Annotated in this window: 17 protein-coding genes; 8 read left to right on the top strand and 9 right to left on the bottom strand. The window is 70.8% G+C overall.

Annotated features, from left to right (window positions below; genetic code table 11):
- Positions 1 to 146: 146 nt before the first annotated feature.
- Positions 147 to 1,124 carry a carbohydrate kinase family protein gene (locus ACQPWW_RS25600; protein ID WP_433126057.1) on the top strand — a complete coding sequence of 326 codons (978 nt, stop codon included), beginning with the start codon at positions 147 to 149 and terminating at the stop codon, positions 1,122 to 1,124.
- Positions 1,125 to 1,189: 65 nt separating this feature from the next.
- Here the strand turns inward: ACQPWW_RS25600 and ACQPWW_RS25595 are convergent, their stop codons facing one another.
- Both ACQPWW_RS25595 and ACQPWW_RS25590 read right to left on the bottom strand, forming a co-directional pair.
- Entirely contained in the window at positions 1,190 to 1,423 is a 234-nt protein-coding gene (locus ACQPWW_RS25595; RefSeq protein WP_355032384.1) for a sulfurtransferase TusA family protein, read from the bottom strand.
- Complete coding sequence (locus ACQPWW_RS25590; RefSeq protein ID WP_433126056.1) at positions 1,420 to 2,571, bottom strand: cysteine desulfurase family protein; 1,152 nt, start codon at positions 2,569 to 2,571, stop codon at positions 1,420 to 1,422. Before ACQPWW_RS25590 ends, ACQPWW_RS25595 begins: the two co-directional genes overlap by 4 nt.
- A 230-nt stretch (positions 2,572 to 2,801) precedes the next feature.
- On the opposite strand from ACQPWW_RS25590, the gene ctaC reads away from it, so the two are divergent.
- On the top strand, positions 2,802 to 3,773 hold the full coding sequence (ctaC, locus tag ACQPWW_RS25585; protein ID WP_433126054.1) for an aa3-type cytochrome oxidase subunit II: 972 nt from the start codon (positions 2,802 to 2,804) through the stop codon (positions 3,771 to 3,773).
- A 9-nt stretch (positions 3,774 to 3,782) separates the two neighbouring features.
- Positions 3,783 to 4,208: a cytochrome c oxidase subunit 4 gene (locus ACQPWW_RS25580; protein WP_433126052.1), complete on the top strand. Its 426-nt coding sequence runs from the start codon at positions 3,783 to 3,785 to the stop codon at positions 4,206 to 4,208.
- A gap of 119 nt (positions 4,209 to 4,327) precedes the next feature.
- Here the strand turns inward: ACQPWW_RS25580 and ACQPWW_RS25575 are convergent, their stop codons facing one another.
- The 4 genes from ACQPWW_RS25575 to ACQPWW_RS25560 all read right to left on the bottom strand — a co-directional run bounded on the left by ACQPWW_RS25575 (position 4,328) and on the right by ACQPWW_RS25560 (position 7,248).
- Positions 4,328 to 4,534, bottom strand: a complete 207-nt coding sequence (locus ACQPWW_RS25575) for a hypothetical protein (protein WP_433126051.1) — start codon at positions 4,532 to 4,534, stop codon at positions 4,328 to 4,330.
- 138 nt (positions 4,535 to 4,672) lie between these two features.
- Entirely contained in the window at positions 4,673 to 5,734 is a 1,062-nt protein-coding gene (gene trpD / locus ACQPWW_RS25570) for an anthranilate phosphoribosyltransferase (protein ID WP_433126049.1), read from the bottom strand.
- Positions 5,735 to 5,824: 90 nt separating this feature from the next.
- Positions 5,825 to 6,220, bottom strand: coding sequence for a hypothetical protein (locus ACQPWW_RS25565; protein ID WP_145779657.1), 396 nt, complete (start codon positions 6,218 to 6,220; stop codon positions 5,825 to 5,827).
- A 107-nt stretch (positions 6,221 to 6,327) separates the two neighbouring features.
- Positions 6,328 to 7,248, bottom strand: a complete 921-nt coding sequence (locus ACQPWW_RS25560) for a cytochrome c oxidase assembly protein (RefSeq protein WP_433126047.1) — start codon at positions 7,246 to 7,248, stop codon at positions 6,328 to 6,330.
- A 108-nt stretch (positions 7,249 to 7,356) separates the two neighbouring features.
- Between ACQPWW_RS25560 and ctaE the strand changes: the two genes are divergently transcribed.
- The 5 genes from ctaE (at position 7,357) to ACQPWW_RS25535 (ending at position 12,528) form a co-directional block, all read left to right on the top strand.
- Positions 7,357 to 7,956, top strand: a complete 600-nt coding sequence (gene ctaE / locus ACQPWW_RS25555) for an aa3-type cytochrome oxidase subunit III (RefSeq protein WP_124820713.1) — start codon at positions 7,357 to 7,359, stop codon at positions 7,954 to 7,956.
- 70 nt (positions 7,957 to 8,026) lie between these two features.
- The gene (gene qcrC / locus ACQPWW_RS25550) at positions 8,027 to 8,863 is read left to right on the top strand and encodes a cytochrome bc1 complex diheme cytochrome c subunit (protein WP_357811910.1); all 837 of its coding nucleotides are present in this window, start codon (positions 8,027 to 8,029) and stop codon (positions 8,861 to 8,863) included.
- A 64-nt stretch (positions 8,864 to 8,927) separates the two neighbouring features.
- Positions 8,928 to 10,016, top strand: coding sequence for a cytochrome bc1 complex Rieske iron-sulfur subunit (gene qcrA / locus ACQPWW_RS25545; protein WP_433126045.1), 1,089 nt, complete (start codon positions 8,928 to 8,930; stop codon positions 10,014 to 10,016).
- Positions 10,013 to 11,644 carry a cytochrome bc1 complex cytochrome b subunit gene (gene qcrB, locus ACQPWW_RS25540; protein ID WP_433126043.1) on the top strand — a complete coding sequence of 544 codons (1,632 nt, stop codon included), beginning with the start codon at positions 10,013 to 10,015 and terminating at the stop codon, positions 11,642 to 11,644. The genes qcrA and qcrB overlap by 4 nt, the downstream gene beginning before the upstream one ends.
- A gap of 194 nt (positions 11,645 to 11,838) precedes the next feature.
- Positions 11,839 to 12,528: a DUF4142 domain-containing protein gene (locus ACQPWW_RS25535; RefSeq protein ID WP_433126042.1), complete on the top strand. Its 690-nt coding sequence runs from the start codon at positions 11,839 to 11,841 to the stop codon at positions 12,526 to 12,528.
- A 62-nt stretch (positions 12,529 to 12,590) separates the two neighbouring features.
- On the opposite strand, the gene ACQPWW_RS25530 is transcribed toward ACQPWW_RS25535, so the two are convergent.
- The 3 genes from ACQPWW_RS25530 to ACQPWW_RS25520 form a co-directional block, all read right to left on the bottom strand.
- On the bottom strand, positions 12,591 to 12,878 hold the full coding sequence (locus ACQPWW_RS25530; RefSeq protein ID WP_433126040.1) for an Lrp/AsnC family transcriptional regulator: 288 nt from the start codon (positions 12,876 to 12,878) through the stop codon (positions 12,591 to 12,593).
- Positions 12,879 to 12,962: 84 nt separating this feature from the next.
- A complete protein-coding gene (locus tag ACQPWW_RS25525; protein ID WP_433126039.1) occupies positions 12,963 to 13,832 on the bottom strand; it encodes a nucleotidyltransferase family protein in 870 nt (289 codons plus the stop codon).
- Entirely contained in the window at positions 13,829 to 14,371 is a 543-nt protein-coding gene (locus ACQPWW_RS25520; RefSeq protein ID WP_433126038.1) for an NUDIX hydrolase, read from the bottom strand. The genes ACQPWW_RS25525 and ACQPWW_RS25520 overlap by 4 nt, the downstream gene beginning before the upstream one ends.
- Positions 14,372 to 14,417 lie beyond the last annotated feature (46 nt).

The raw sequence follows: 14,417 nt of genomic DNA, 5'->3' as shown, positions 1-14,417 counted from the left end.
ACGGCCCCGTCGTGGTGGTGGCTGGGAGCGGTCCCAAAGCGCGGGTGGCGGGCCGGTCACCGGTGTCCGACCGACGGGACGCAACCACCGTTGGAATGCCGGGCCGGTAGGCTGACCGCGCCCTGCTCCCGACCCCGAGGGTTGACATGAAGATCGCCGTGACCGGCTCGATCGCCACCGATCACCTGATGAGTTTTCCCGGTCGCTTCGCCGACCAGCTCATCGCCGATCAGCTGCACAAGGTGTCCCTCTCCTTCCTGGTTGACGATCTGGTGCTCCGTCGCGGCGGTGTGGCCGCGAACATCTCCTTCGGCATGGGACAGCTGGGCCTACGCCCCGTGCTGCTCGGCGCGGTGGGGGCGGACTTCGCCGAGTACCGCTCCTGGCTGGAGCGCCACGGCGTCGACTGCGACTCCGTGCACATCAGCGAGGTGGCGCACACCGCCCGGTTCGTCTGCACCACCGACACCGACATGTGCCAGATCGCGTCGTTCTACGCCGGCGCGATGAGCGAGGCCCGCAACATCGAGCTCGCTCCGGTCGCCGACCGGATCGGCGGACTGGACCTGGTGCTGGTCAGCGCCAACGACCCCGAGGCGATGCTGCGGCACTCGGCCGAGTGCCGCACCCGCGGGTACGCGTTCGCCGCCGACCCGTCGCAGCAGCTCGCCCGGATGCCCGGCGAGGATGTGGTGGCGCTGATCGAAGGCGCCGAGTACCTGATGACGAACGACTACGAGAAGTCGCTGTTGCAGAGCAAGGCGAAGCTGAGCGACGAGCAACTGCTGGACCTGGTCAAGGTGCGGGTCACCACGCTGGGCAAGCACGGCGTGGAGATCGCCGGGCGGGGCATCGACCCGATCCACGTACCGATCGCGCGGGAGATCCGGGCGGTCGACCCGACCGGCGTGGGCGACGGCTTCCGGGCCGGCTTCTTCACCGCGCTCTCCTGGGGGGTCGGCCTGGAACGGGCCGCCCAGGTCGGCTCGCTGCTGGCCACACTCATCCTGGAAACCGTCGGAACCCAGGAGTACGACGTCCGCCGCGACCTGTTCGTCAAGCGCCTGGCCGAGTCCTACGGCGACGAGGCCGCCGACGAGATCCGCCCCCACCTGCTGCCGTAATCGCTCAGCGCCGGGCAGCACCGATGTGACGTGCTGCTCGGCGCCCACGACCGAGGCCGCGGACCTCAGTGCGAGCGGCGGACGTCGTAGGCCGGGCCGTCGGGTCCGTCGACCGACCCGAGGAACTCCTGACCGCGCATCCGGCACCAGGCGGGAATGTCGACCGCCGCCGCCGGGTCGTCGGCGAGCACCCGGACCACAGTGCCGACCGGCACCTGCGGCAGTCGCCGGGCCGCCGCGATCACGGGTAGCGGGCAACGCTGGCCCCGACAGTCGATCACTTCGTCCGGCATCGTCACAGCCCCACCACCCCAGCCTCGGCCCGCAACTCGGCGACGATCCCGGGCAACTCGCCGAGGAACCGCTCGACGTCCGCCTCGGTGGTCTCCCGATGCAGGCTGACGCGCACGTTGCCGTGCGAGAGCACCCCCATCGCCTCCAGCACGTGGGACGGACGCAGCGTGGACGACGTGCAGGACGAACCGGACGACACGGCGAAGCCCCGCCGGTCCAGCGCGTGCAGCAGCGCCTCCCCGTCGACGTACAGGCACGAGAAGGTGACCAGGTGGGGGAGTCGGAGCACCGGGTCGCCGACCACCTCCACGTCGGGCACCTCCACCGCGACCCGCGTCCGGATCCGGTCCACGAGCGCGTCCAGCCGGGTCGCCTCGGCCGCCGCGTCCGCCGCCGCCGCCCGCAGGCTCGCCGCCGCCGCCACCACCGCCGGCAGATTCACCACCCCCGGGGTACGCCCACCCTCCCGCTCGTCGGCCGGCCAGGGTGACTCCCAGCGGGTGCCCTTGCGCACCACGAGCACTCCCACCCCCGGAGGGCCGCCCCACTTGTGCGCGCTCGCGCTGAGCACCGACCAGCCGACCGGCAGGGGCACCCGGCCGACCGACTGCGCGGCGTCGACGTAGAGCGGCACCCCCACCTCCGCACAGGCGGCGGCCGCCTCGGCGACCGGTTGCACGGTCCCCACCTCGTGACTGGCAGTGATCAGCGCGGCCAGCGCGACTCCGGGCGCGCGCACGGCGGCCGACCACGCGGTCAGGTCCAGCCGGCCCCACCGGTCGACCGGCACGTCGGTCGCGGTCCCACCCGCCGCCACGTGTCGCTCCGCCGCGTGCAGCACCGCCGAATGCTCGATCGCCGAGTGCACAAGCGTCGCCCCGACCCGGTGCCGGGCCGCCAGGCCGCCGAGCACCGCGCCGTGGGCCGCGGTCGTACCGCTGGGGGTGAAGGACACCTCGTCCGGGCGGACGCCGAGCGTCAGCGCGGTGGCCTCGCGGGCGGCGTCGAGCAGCTGTCGTGCCCGGCGGGCCTGGGCGTAGAGCTTGCCCGGGTCGGCCCAGCCGTCGTCGAAGGCGGCCAGCAGCGCCTGCCGCGCGACCGGGTGCATCGGCGCGGCGGTCGCCGCGTCCAGGTAGACAGGGGATGCGCTCACAGACCCGCCTTCGTTCGCGACTGCGGGGCTCGCAACCCCGGCTCGCGCCTCGCGCTCACAGATCGACACGGTATCGCGGCGGTATGCCCATCATCCCCCCAATGGGGGGCGGGCAGTGACCCCACCACTGTCGAGTCCGTCATGGTCGAGTAATCTGCGACCGTCGGTGACGCCTTTGCCGCCGGTGCTGACGAAAGACGCACCGCGGCGCGCTAGGGAGGCAGGACCAGGTGGTCGCAAGGAGTTCGGAGGTACGGCCGTCGGCCGTACGGCACAGCGCTTCGCCAGGGGTCGGTGGACGCCGGGGGCGTGGTGCTGGTCGGTTGGCCGGGCTCGGTCTCAGTGGCGTGGCGCTGCTGATCCTGCTCACGGGCTGTGATGTGGGTCAGGCGTTTGACGGCTTCGGTTGGCCGCAGGGCGGCATCTCGGCGGAGTCCAAGCGGATGTACGACCTGTGGATCGCCTCCTGCATCGCCGCGCTCGCCGTCGGCGTCTTCGTGTGGGGCCTGATCTTCTGGTGCGTCGTGCGCTACCGCAAGCGTGGCAACGCGCTGCCGGTGCAGACCCGCTACAACCTGCCGATGGAGTTCCTCTACACCATCGCGCCGATCCTGATCGTCTCCGTGCTCTTCTACTACACGGCGATCGTGCAGACCGACGTCGACAAGTTGTCGAAGAACCCGGACGTCACTGTCGAGGTCGTCGCCTTCAAGTGGAACTGGCAGTTCAACTACCGCGACGGCCAGGGCACCGAGGCCCGCACCACCGCGTCGACGCTCGGCACCAGCGAGGTCATTCCGGTGCTGGTGCTGCCGACCGGCCGGTCCATCCGCTTCGAGGAGACCAGCCGCGACGTCATCCACTCGTTCTGGGTGCCGGAGCTGCTGTTCAAGCGGGACGTCATGCCGGGCAAGATCCGCAACGTGTTCGAGGTCTCCAGCCTGGACGCCGAGGGCGCCTACGTCGGGCGCTGCGCCGAACTGTGCGGCAGCTACCACGCGTTCATGAACTTCGAGCTGCGGGTGGTCTCGCCGGAGAAGTACGACCAGTTCCTTGCTGCCAAGCAGAGCGGCAAGTCGACGCAGGACGCGCTGGCCCAGATCGGCGAGCAGCCGTACGCGCAGACCACGCAGCCGTTCGACACCCGGCGGACGCAGGACAACTTCAACCCGGACGACGTTCCGGCCCGCACGGGAAGCTGAGGCAGCCGCATGAAGACCGAGTGGCGTATCTTCCTGATCATCGCTGCGTTCCTCTTCGGTGCCACCATCCTCTACGGCGCCTGGACCAACGGTGCGTCCGGCGGCGTCGAGTGGGTGGGCACGGTGGCCCTGCTGCTGTCGTTCCTGCTCTGCTCGATGTGCGGTGGCTTCTTCTGGTTCGTCTCCCGCCGCATCGACCTGCGCCCCGAGGACCGGCCGGACGCCGAGATCGCCGACGGCGCCGGTGAGGTCGGCTTCTTCAGCCCGGGCAGCTACTGGCCGTTCGGTCTGGCGCTGGCCGCCGCGATCGCCGCGCTCGGCCTGGTGTTCTGGCAGTACTGGCTGATCGGCGCCGGTCTGGTGGCGGTCGTCTTCTCCGCCTGCGGGCTGCTGTTCGAGTACTACAGCGGCACCCGGCGCACCGCCGAACACTGATCCACCCGGTCGCCGTCGCGACCGACCCGTACGCCACGAAGGCCCGCATCCCCCTCGGGGAGCGGGCCTTCGTCGTGGCGCCGCCCGGGCGGTGTGGAGGCCGGGCGGCGCGGTGAGTGTCAGGCGGCGGCGCGGTGGATGGGCTGGGGGTGTCGGCGCTGCGCCAACCGGGTGACCGGAAGGGTGAACGTGGCGATCAGCACTGCCGCGCCGCAGCCGGTGCAGATCAGCTCGGGACAGTCGGTGTCGTGGCCGTCGACGCAGGGCGGCGCCTCGAAAGGCGCCACGCCCTCGCAGACATCGCAGTAGAGCTCGCGGTGCGACACGGGTGTCTCCTTCTCACTCCAGGTGAACCGCCCCGGATGCGACAACGACGCACAACGGAAGCGGAGAACCACTCGCCTGTAGTTTTCCACGCGGGTCCGACAAATCTCCGCGGCCCGCTGGCCGTCGGAGGGCGACCGTCAGACGGGCGCCGGTCCGAGGGCGGCGGCGGTCTTGATCCAGCGGTCCAGGGTCGCGGCGGCCGCGCCCGAGTCGATCGACTCGGCCGCGCGGCTCATGCCGGCGCGGAGCGCCTCGGTCAGGTCGCCGTCGAGCGGACCCTGGGTGGCCAGCGCCGCGGCGGCGTTGACCAGCACCGCGTCCCGGACCGGACCCGTCTCACCGGCCAGCAGGCGACGGGCCACAGCGGCGTTGTACGCGGCGTCACCGCCCCGCAGATCCTGGAGGGTGGACCGGGGCACCCCCAGGTCAGTCGCGTCCAGCACGGCCTCGCGCACGGTGCCGCCCTGGGCCGCCCAGACGCGGGTAGGCGCGGCAGTGGTGAACTCGTCCAGGCCGTCCTCGCCGCGCATCACGATCGCCGAGTCGCCGCGGGCGGCGAACACGCTCGCCATCACCGGGGCCATCCGGGCGTCGAAGCAGCCGACCGCACCGGAGCGGGGGCGGGCCGGGTTGGTCAGCGGGCCGAGGAAGTTGAAGAAGGTGGGCACCCCCACCTCCCGGCGGACCGGGCCGGCGTGCCGCATGCCGGGGTGGAACCGGGCCGCGAAGCAGAACCCGATGCCCGCCTCCTCGACGCAGCGGGCCACCTGTTCGGGGCCGAGGTCCAGCGGGATCCCGAGGAACTCCAGCAGGTCGGCAGTGCCGCACAGGGAGGAGGCGGCCCGGTTGCCGTGCTTCACCACGCGGACGCCCGCGCCCGCGACCACCAGCGCGGTCATCGTGGAGATGTTGACCGTGTGGGCGAGGTCACCGCCGGTGCCGACCACGTCGAGCGCGGTGCGGCGTACCTCCTCGGGGAGCACCACCGGAACCGAGCGACCCAGCATCGCCTCGACGAGACCGGCCAGCTCGGCGGGGGTCTCGCCCTTGGCCCGCAGTGCGATGGCGAAGCCCGCGATCCGCGCCGCGCTCGCCGAACCGGTCATGATCTCGTCCATCGCCCAGGCGGTGTCGGCGGTGGACAGCTCCTCGCCGTGCAGCAGCGAGTTGAGCAGGTGCGGCCAGGTCCGATCGCCCATGGCGGGCCTCCCGAGCGTGCGAAGTGCGGGTGGGCTGGAACGGGCGCCGGAGGGTCCGGCGCCGCGACGGTGCCGGACAGCTGGGGGACGTCAGGCGGGTGCGTGCGTCCGCAGCAGCTCGGCCACCGTGCCGCCGGTGGTCACCGGGTCGAGCGGGTGCACCAGCGTGGCGTCGACCTCGGCGTACGCGGCCAGCCATCGGTCGGCGGCGCGGGCGATCACCAGACAGGTCGGGGGAGCGTCGTCCCGGTCGTCCTTGATCTGCCGGGCGATGCCGATGCCGCCACCCGGGCTCGCCTCACCGTCGAGCAGCAGCAGGTCGATCTCGTAGTCGTCGACCAGTCGGATGGTCTCCGCGTAGGTCGAGGCGTCGACGAACTCGATCTGCAGACCGGGCGCGGGCCGGGTGCCGACGGCCATCCGCATCCGGTCACGGACCTGCGGGTCGTCGCTGTAGAGCAAGACGGTGCAAAGACGATCGCTCATGGCTGGACTGACTCCCACCTCGTAGCTGCCCGCCGATCGTACCGGTCGGCGTGACGTAGCCGACATCCCGCCCGGTGCCAGGGGTCGGGGCGTACCGTCCGGGCAGCTCAGGCGGGTGCGGCGTCGGCGGCGCGCTCGCGGGCCTCCTGGCGGTCCAGCTCGCGGTCGACGCGGCGGGCCTCCCGCTCGGACTGCTTGATCCACTGCACCACCAGCACCGCGAGCATCGTCACACTGACGAACTCGCCACCGGCCCAGAGGATGCCGCCGGCGACCACCTGGTCGGCCCGGGGGTCGGCCCAGCTCAGGTTGAGCGACGGGTACCAGTCGCCGCCGAAGAGCGTGGTGCTCTGCATGATGGTGAGGCCGAGCACTGTGTGGAACGGCACCGAGAGCAGCATCAGGAGCGCCCGCGCCGGGTACGGCCAGCGGCCGGGCAGCGGGTCGAGGCCCAGCAGCGGCCAGAAGAACACGCAGCCGGTCATGATGAAGTGCGCGTGCACCAACTCGTGCGCCCAGGCGTGTTCGAGGGTGAAGCGGTACAGGTCACTGAAGTACAACACGAACGGGTTGACCACGAAGATCGCGAACGCCACCAGCGGGAAGGTGTAGACCCTGGCGACGCGGCTGTGCACGATCGCCAGCAGGCGCTTGCGTGGCCCGACCGGCAGGGTCCGCAGGGCCAGGGTCATCGGCGCGCCAAGCGCCAGGAAGATCGGCGCCACCATGGACAGCACCATGTGCTGGATCATGTGCACGGACAGCAGCACCGTGTCGTACGCGTGCAGCCCGCTGACCGTGACCAGCGCGATACCGCCCAGCCCGGGGCCGAGGAAGAACACCGTACGGACGACCGGCCAGCGGTCGCCGCGCACGCGCAGCCGGTGCACCCCGTAGAGGTACAGGCCGGCGGCGAGCACCAGGCCGAGGGCCAGCCAGCTGTCCAGCCGGGTCTCGGTCAGCACCGCGCCGACGGTGAACGGCGGAGGTGTCGAGGTGGCGGCGAGGATCGGATCGACGTGCAGCACGCTTTTCAGGCTAGGCCAGGCGAACCGGACCCTGACGCCCGGGCCACGGAAGGCGCAGGTTTGCCACCCCGCTGATCGCCGGCCCCGGTCAGGGGCAATAATGACGGCGTGACTGCGGCCCCAGCCATTGACAAGAGCCGGATCCACTCTCTGACCCGACCGAACATGGTCAGCGTCGGGACGATCGTGTGGCTCTCCAGCGAACTCATGTTCTTCGCGGCGCTGTTCGCGATGTACTTCTCGATCCGCGCGGCTGCGCCGGAGCAGTGGGAGAAGCACACCGAGGCGCTGAACATCCCGTACGCGACCACCTTCACGGTGATCCTGGTGCTGTCCTCCGTGACCTGCCAGCTCGGCGTCTTCGCGGCGGAGAAGGGCGACGTGCACGCGCTGCGGCGCTGGTTCACCGTCACCTTCGTGATGGGCCTGATCTTCGTGCTCGGCCAGCTGAACGAGTACCGGCACCTGGTCGAGGACGGCATCAAGATCAACGGAGACGGGTACGGGTCGGTGTTCTACCTGACCACCGGCTTCCACGGCCTGCACGTGACCGGCGGTCTGATCGCCTTCATCATCTTCATGGTCCGTACGACCATGGGCCGGTTCACCCCGGCGCAGGCGACGTCGGCGATCGTCGTGTCGTACTACTGGCACTTCGTCGACGTCGTGTGGATCGGGCTGTACGCCATGATCTACTGGCTCCAGTGATCTTGCGCGTCACATTCCGCGCTGCTGCTCCGTCCCCTGAGACAGGTCCAACCGGTTAAGGACACCGCTCATGACTTCTGACAACGACCGCCGACGCGGTCTGCTCGCGCGGTTGCGCGAGCGGCCCGCCGCGCGCAGCAGGGGCCGCCGCCGGCTGGGCGCCGCGGTCCGGCTGATCGCCGCGCTGATGCTCGCCGGCGGCGCCTACACCGTCTTCGCCCCCGGTGCCCAGGCGCAGGACAACCCTCAGCTGACCGGTGCCGCCGCCGAGGGCAAGGCGCTGTTCGACGTGAGCTGTGTGACCTGTCACGGCCGCAACGCCCAGGGTGTCGAGGGTCGCGGGCCGAGCCTGATCGGCGTCGGCGCGGCCTCGGTCGAGTTCCAGGTCAGCTCCGGGCGGATGCCGCTGGCCCGCCAGGAGGCCCAGGCCCACCGCAAGCCCCCCGTCTTCACCGACGAGCAGACCCGTCAGCTCGCCCAGTACATCCAGGAGTTGGGCGGCGGCCCGGTCGTGCCCGCGGGCGACGACCTCCGCGAGGACGGCAACGTCGCGTCCGGTGGTGAGCTGTTCCGGATCAACTGCTCGCAGTGTCACGCGTTCGGTGGTGGCGGCGGCGCGCTCTCCTCGGGCAAGTTCGCCCCGAGCCTGCACCCCGCGACCGACCGTCAGATCTACGCGGCGATGTTGAGCGGCCCACAGAACATGCCGGTGTTCGGCGACAACCAGCTTCGGCCGGAGCAGAAGGCCGACATCATCGCCTACATCCAGGAGACGCTGAAGCACGACCAGGACCCGGGCGGGTTCAACCTCGGGCGGTACGGCCCCTCCACCGAGGGCCTGGCGATCTTCCTGGTCGGCATCGTGGCGCTCGTCTTCGCCAGCCTGTGGATTGCGGGCAAGTCGTGACCGAGCGGATACTCCTAATCAGCGCTGTGGTGCCGCTTGGCGCCACCCGTAGCGAGGTGACGGCATGAGCACCCACACCGAGCACCAGGCCCCGCAGGGCCAGGAGCCGCTCGACGTGAACGACCCCACACTGACCCGGTTCGACATCGTTCGTGAGGGCGCGCGTCGGGACGACATCGAGATCGTCCACTACGAGCCGCAGGTGCTTCCCGGCACCAAGGCGGAGCGTCGGCTGACCCGGGTGGTCGCCGGCTTCTTCCTGCTCACCGGGCTGGCCGCGACCGCCTTCCTGGCCATCTACATCTGGTGGCCGTGGCAGTACGAGCCGGGCCGCGGCGGCGACAAGTGGTACACCCCGCTGCTGGGCGCCACCCTCGGCATCGCCCTGCTCGCCGTCGGCTTCGGCATCCTGACCTGGGGCAAGAAGTTGCTGCCCAAGGAGGTCTCGATCCAGGACCGGCACATGGGGCAGGTGGACTCCGAAGGCCGCACCATCACCGGCCAGACCATGCTCTACATGGCGGACGAGCTGGGCGTGAAGCGTCGCCCGCTGCTCGGCATCTCGGTGCTGGCCGGTCTCGCGCCGGTCGCCGCGGTCGCCGCCGCGCCACTGGTCGGCGGTCTGATCTCCCAGCCGCACAAGAACAACCAGATGTTCACCACCGGGTTCGCCTCGGCCGAGGGCGGCGGGCGGATCCGCCTGGTGCGCGAGGACGGCCGGCCGGTCCGCCCGTCGGACATCAGCGCCGGTGGCCAGGTGACCGTCTTCCCCGGCATCGAACACGGCGTGAGCAACCGGCACGCGGACTCGCCGACGCTGCTGATCCACCTTCGGGACTCCGACGCGCAGGAGTCGCGTCGGGCCAACGAGAGGATCGGCCACGGCGACTACATGTGGGGCAACTACGCGGCCTTCTCCAAGATCTGCACGCACGCCGGCTGCCCCGCCAGCCTGTACGAGCAGCAGACCAACCGGCTGCTCTGCCCGTGCCACCAGTCCCAGTTCCTGATCACCAGGAACGCCGAGCCGGTCTTCGGCCCGGCCAGCCGGCGGTTGCCACAGCTGCCGATCGAGGTGGACTCCGAGGGCTTCTTCGTGGCGAAGTCCGACTACACCGAGACCATTGGGCCTGACTTCTGGGAGCGGCCATGAAGCGTCGAAAGTTTGACCTTGCGGCGACACCGGGCAAGGCCGCGGTGGGAGTGGACGACCGCTTCGCGGTGGCCACCCCGCTGCGCAAGCTGCTGAACAAGGTCTTCCCGGACCACTGGTCGTTCCTGCTCGGCGAGATCGCGCTGTTCTCGTTCATCGTGCTGCTGCTGACCGGTGTGTTCCTCACCTTCTTCTTCGAGCCGGCGATGACCGAGGTGGTCTACGACGGCAGCTACGCGCCGTTGCAGGGCACCCCCATGTCCGCCGCGTACGCCTCCAGCCTGGACATCTCGTTCGACGTCCGGGGCGGTCTGGTGATGCGCCAGATGCACCACTGGGCGGCGCTGCTGTTCATGGCCGCGATCGTCGTGCACATGCTGCGGGTCTTCTTCACCGGTGCCTTCCGCAAGCCGCGCGAGACCAACTGGATCATCGGTTCGCTGCTGTTCTGGGTCGGCTTCCTGGCCGGCTTCACCGGCTACTCGCTGCCGGACGACGGCCTGTCCGGCACCGGCCTGCGGATCGCCTCGGCGATCATGCTGTCCATCCCGGTGATCGGCTCCTGGCTCACCTCGTCGATCTTCGGTGGCGAGTTCCCGGGCACGATCATCATCAGCCGGTTCTTCATCGCCCACGTGCTGCTCATCCCGGGTCTGCTGCTCGCGCTGATCAGCGTCCACGTGGGCCTGGTCTTCCAGCAGAAGCACACCCAGTGGCCCGGCCCCGGCCGGACCAACAACAACGTGGTCGGCGAGCGGATGTTCCCGCGGTACGCGTTGAAGCAGGGCGGCTTCTTCATGGTCGTCTTCGGCGTCATCGCGCTGATGGGCGGCCTGTTCCAGATCAACCCGATCTGGCTGTTCGGCCCGTACGAGGCGTGGGTGGTCTCGGCCGCCAGCCAGCCCGACTGGTACGTCATGTTCCTCGACGGGTCGACCCGACTCATGCCGGCCTGGGAGATCACCATCCCGATCGGTAGCGGGTACGTCATCCCGCCGCTGTTCTGGCCGACCGTCGTACTGCCCGGCATCCTGGTCGGCCTGTCGACGATGTACCCGTTCGTGGAAGCCCGGCAGCTCAAGGACCGCAAGAGCCACAACCTGCTCCAGCGGCCCCGCGACGTCCCGGCTCGGACCGCGGTGGGTGCCATGGCCGTCGCGTTCTACGTCGTGCTGACGCTCTCCGGCGCCAACGACGTGATCGCCGACAAGTTCCAGATCAGTTTGAACGCGATGACCTGGGCGGGCCGGATCGGTCTGCTTGTGGTCCCGCCGCTGGCGTACTACGTGACGTACCGGCTCTGCCTGGGCCTTCAGCAGCACGACCGGGAGGTGCTGGCGCACGGCGTGGAGACCGGCATCATCCGGCGACTGCCGGACGGTCGGTTCGTCGAGGTGCACCAGCCGCTCAGCGCGTCGAACGGGCACGCGGACGGCCACGGCGAGCTGGAGTACGTCGGCTGGGTCGTGCCGAAGAAGATGAACCGGCTGGGGGCGCTCGGCCCGGCCATTCGGGGCTTCTTCTACCCGATCGAGAAGCCGGTCGAGGCGCCCGTCTCGCCGGGGCACCCGCCCGTCGAGGCCCGCCTCGAGCGCGAGGAGATCGGCAGCGGCGAGAGCCGCCGCTGACCCGCCCGAACGCACCGTTTTGTGGCGCCCGCCGGATCCCGGCGGGCGCCACGTCGTTTGGGCACCCACCGCCCCATCCGGCCAGGAGTCGGACGGCCACGGCGGGACCGGTCGACCCCGCGCGACGGGCGATCGCAGGAATAACCCCGGTGAGCCGGGTATCCGTGCGGTCCAACGTCTCAAGGGGGGGAAGCATGTTGGGTATCAAACGCCTCGGCCTGTTGGCCGCGCTGGTACTGGTCGGGGTCGCGCCGGCTGCGGCCGCGCAGGCCGCGGCACAGCCGTCGACGCAGGACACCCAGTACCTGCAGGCGGTACACCAGGTCAACCTGTTCGAGATCACCGCCGGTGACCTGGCCCAGCAGAAGGGTCAGGACCAGGGGGTGAAGGACCTGGGCGCGATGCTGAAGACCGACCACACCCAGCTGGACCAGACAGTGCAGCAGACCGCGTCCCAGCTCGGGGTGGAGCTGCCGAACGAGCCCAGCGCCGATCAGCAGGCGGTCATCGACAAGTTGAACAACGCCAGCGGTGCGGAGTTCGACAGGCTCTGGGTGACAAGTGAGCTGGCCGGCCACGTCCAGGCCATCCAGGCCACCCAGACGGAGATCTCGCAGGGCTCCGAGCAGTCGGTGGTCCAGTTGGCCCAGACGGCTCTGCCGACGCTGCAGGCGCACTATGACGAGCTGGTGCAGCTCGCCAACAAGCTGGGCATCCCGGTTCCGCAGACCAGCGCCAGCGGTACGCCCAGCCCGGGTGGCACTGGCACCGAGTCCCCGGCTCCGGGTGGCACCGGTACCGAGTCGCCGGCTCCGGGTGGCGGCACCGAGCCCCCGGCTCCGGGTGGCGGCACCACCGAGACGCCGGCTCCCGGCGTGAGCTGACGTAGCGACAGCAGACGGCCGGTCCACCCGCACGGGTGGACCGGCCGCCGTGCGTGCGCTGGTCAGTCGGCGCTGGACAGGCCGATCGCGAACGCCTCCTCCAGGTCGTGCTGGGAGTACGCCCGGAAGGCGATGTGCGACTCGGTGTTGAGCACGCCCGGCACCTTGGAGATGCTGCCGGCGATGACCTGGGCGATCTCGTCGAACTCGCGGACCCGGACGATGGCGATGAGGTCGACGTGCCCGGCCACCGAGTAGACCTCGCTGACGCCGGAGAGGCTGGCAAGGGTCTCCGCCACCTCGGGGATCGCGTCGGTGGCACAGTCGATCAGCACGATGGCGGTGATCACGGGACATTTCTCCGTTCGTCGGCGTCGTCGCCCATGCTAGATGTTCCGGCCCGGCCCGGAGGTCGGGTGCCCCGTCGGGTCGGCTCAGCCGTGCGTGGTGGCGGGCACTGTCAGGTCGTTCCCGGCGCGGATCACGTCCTGCAGCCGTTCGCCGTCGCGCACTGTCGCGCCCGGCCACACCACAGTGCGGCACACGTCGCCGTCCACCCGCGCGCCCGCCCCGACCACCGACTCCACACAGCGACCGGTCACGGTGGCGGACGGGTCGACGAGAGTGCCGCCGTTGGCGGCGTGCAGGTTGGCCGCCAGGTAGTCGGCGGGGGTGCCCGTGTCGTAGAAGGTGCCCGGGTAGGGCACCACCTCCAGAGCACCCGCCGCCTCCGCCGGTCGCCAGAGGGCGCGGACCAGGTCGGAGAAGACGACGGGCAGATCGCGGACGAGCCGCCAGGGCAGCAGCGAGAAGCCGGTGAAGCAGTGCCCGTCGAAGGTGCCCGGCGCCGCCGGGTCCGCTGCGGGCTGACCGAGCAGGCGTATTGCGTGCCCGTCCCACCCGTCGAGCAGGGTGGCCACGTCCGGGCCCGGCGGAGCGGCCGGGTCGGCGAGGTACGCGTCGGCGTTGCCGACAAGCACCGGCCGCCCGTCGATCCAGTCCCGCAGGTTGGCGACCCCACCCGCGGTGCCCAGCGGGTCGCCCGGCTCGACGGACAGGTGTGCGCGGTCGCCGACGTGCGCGACCACCTGGTCGCCGAGATAGCAGGCGTTCACCGCGACCCGGGCGGGGCCGACCAGGCCCAGCCCCGCGACCCGGGCCAACGCCCGATCCAGCAGCGGGACGTTGCCCACCGGGCAGAGCGCCTTGGGCACCCGTGCGGTGAGCGGGCGCAACCGGGTGCCCTCGCCGGCGGCGAGCACCACCGCGCACAGCTCCGCCGGCACGGACGCCGTGCCGGTCATGGCAGGTCGTCGGGGACCGGGGGCGGGAACTGCCCGGCCAGCGGCCCGATGTCGTAGTAGGCGAGCAGCCGGGCGGTCGGCCAGGTCAGCTTGGGCAGGTCGACAAGCGGGTGCCAGGCGGCCTCGAAGACCTCCGCGCCGTCGACCGCCAGCTCGGTGCCGGACGCCGGCACCTCCGCCTCGAAGACCATGTCCACCCAGCCCTTGGCGTGCACTATCGCGTTCGGCACCGCCGGACGTAGCCGGGACGGGGGGAGCCGGATGCCGGACTCCTCGAACAGCTCGCGGGCCGCGCCCACCACCGGGGCCTCGCCTCGGTCCAGGAGGCCGGCGGGCAGCGACCAACCCTTGCCGGGCGGCTGGCGCAGCATCAGCAGCCGTCCCGCGCCCGACGCCTCGGAATCGCGGACCAGGGTGACCGCACCGACGATGTACTTCGGCATCGCCAGCTTGACCAGGCGCCGACGCACCGGCAGCGGAAGCCGGTAGAAAGCCTGATAGAAAAAGGCCCGACCGGTGGCGCGGGAACGGGGGATCATGACCCCAGGCTAGTGGTCACGAATGTCCTTCGGACGCGCTGGGCCG

The organism is Micromonospora sp. CA-240977, from assembly GCF_050942285.1.
In the GTDB taxonomy this organism is placed as follows: Bacteria; Actinomycetota; Actinomycetes; order Mycobacteriales; family Micromonosporaceae; genus Micromonospora.
This window is presented reverse-complemented; position numbering and strand designations above follow the sequence as displayed.

Bases quoted from the DNA above. Each gene is read 5' to 3' on its own strand.
- qcrC (WP_357811910.1), top strand. From the start codon at position 8,027: ATGACTTCTGACAACGACCGCCGACGCGGTCTGCTCGCGCGGTTGCGC.
- ACQPWW_RS25535 (WP_433126042.1), top strand. From the start codon at position 11,839: ATGTTGGGTATCAAACGCCTCGGCCTGTTGGCCGCGCTGGTACTGGTC.
- ACQPWW_RS25600 (WP_433126057.1), top strand. From the start codon at position 147: ATGAAGATCGCCGTGACCGGCTCGATCGCCACCGATCACCTGATGAGT.
- qcrA (WP_433126045.1), top strand. From the start codon at position 8,928: ATGAGCACCCACACCGAGCACCAGGCCCCGCAGGGCCAGGAGCCGCTC.
- ACQPWW_RS25565 (WP_145779657.1), bottom strand. From the start codon at position 6,220: ATGAGCGATCGTCTTTGCACCGTCTTGCTCTACAGCGACGACCCGCAG.
- ACQPWW_RS25525 (WP_433126039.1), bottom strand. From the start codon at position 13,832: ATGACCGGCACGGCGTCCGTGCCGGCGGAGCTGTGCGCGGTGGTGCTC.
- ACQPWW_RS25580 (WP_433126052.1), top strand. From the start codon at position 3,783: ATGAAGACCGAGTGGCGTATCTTCCTGATCATCGCTGCGTTCCTCTTC.
- trpD (WP_433126049.1), bottom strand. From the start codon at position 5,734: ATGGGCGATCGGACCTGGCCGCACCTGCTCAACTCGCTGCTGCACGGC.
- ACQPWW_RS25520 (WP_433126038.1), bottom strand. From the start codon at position 14,371: ATGATCCCCCGTTCCCGCGCCACCGGTCGGGCCTTTTTCTATCAGGCT.
- qcrB (WP_433126043.1), top strand. From the start codon at position 10,013: ATGAAGCGTCGAAAGTTTGACCTTGCGGCGACACCGGGCAAGGCCGCG.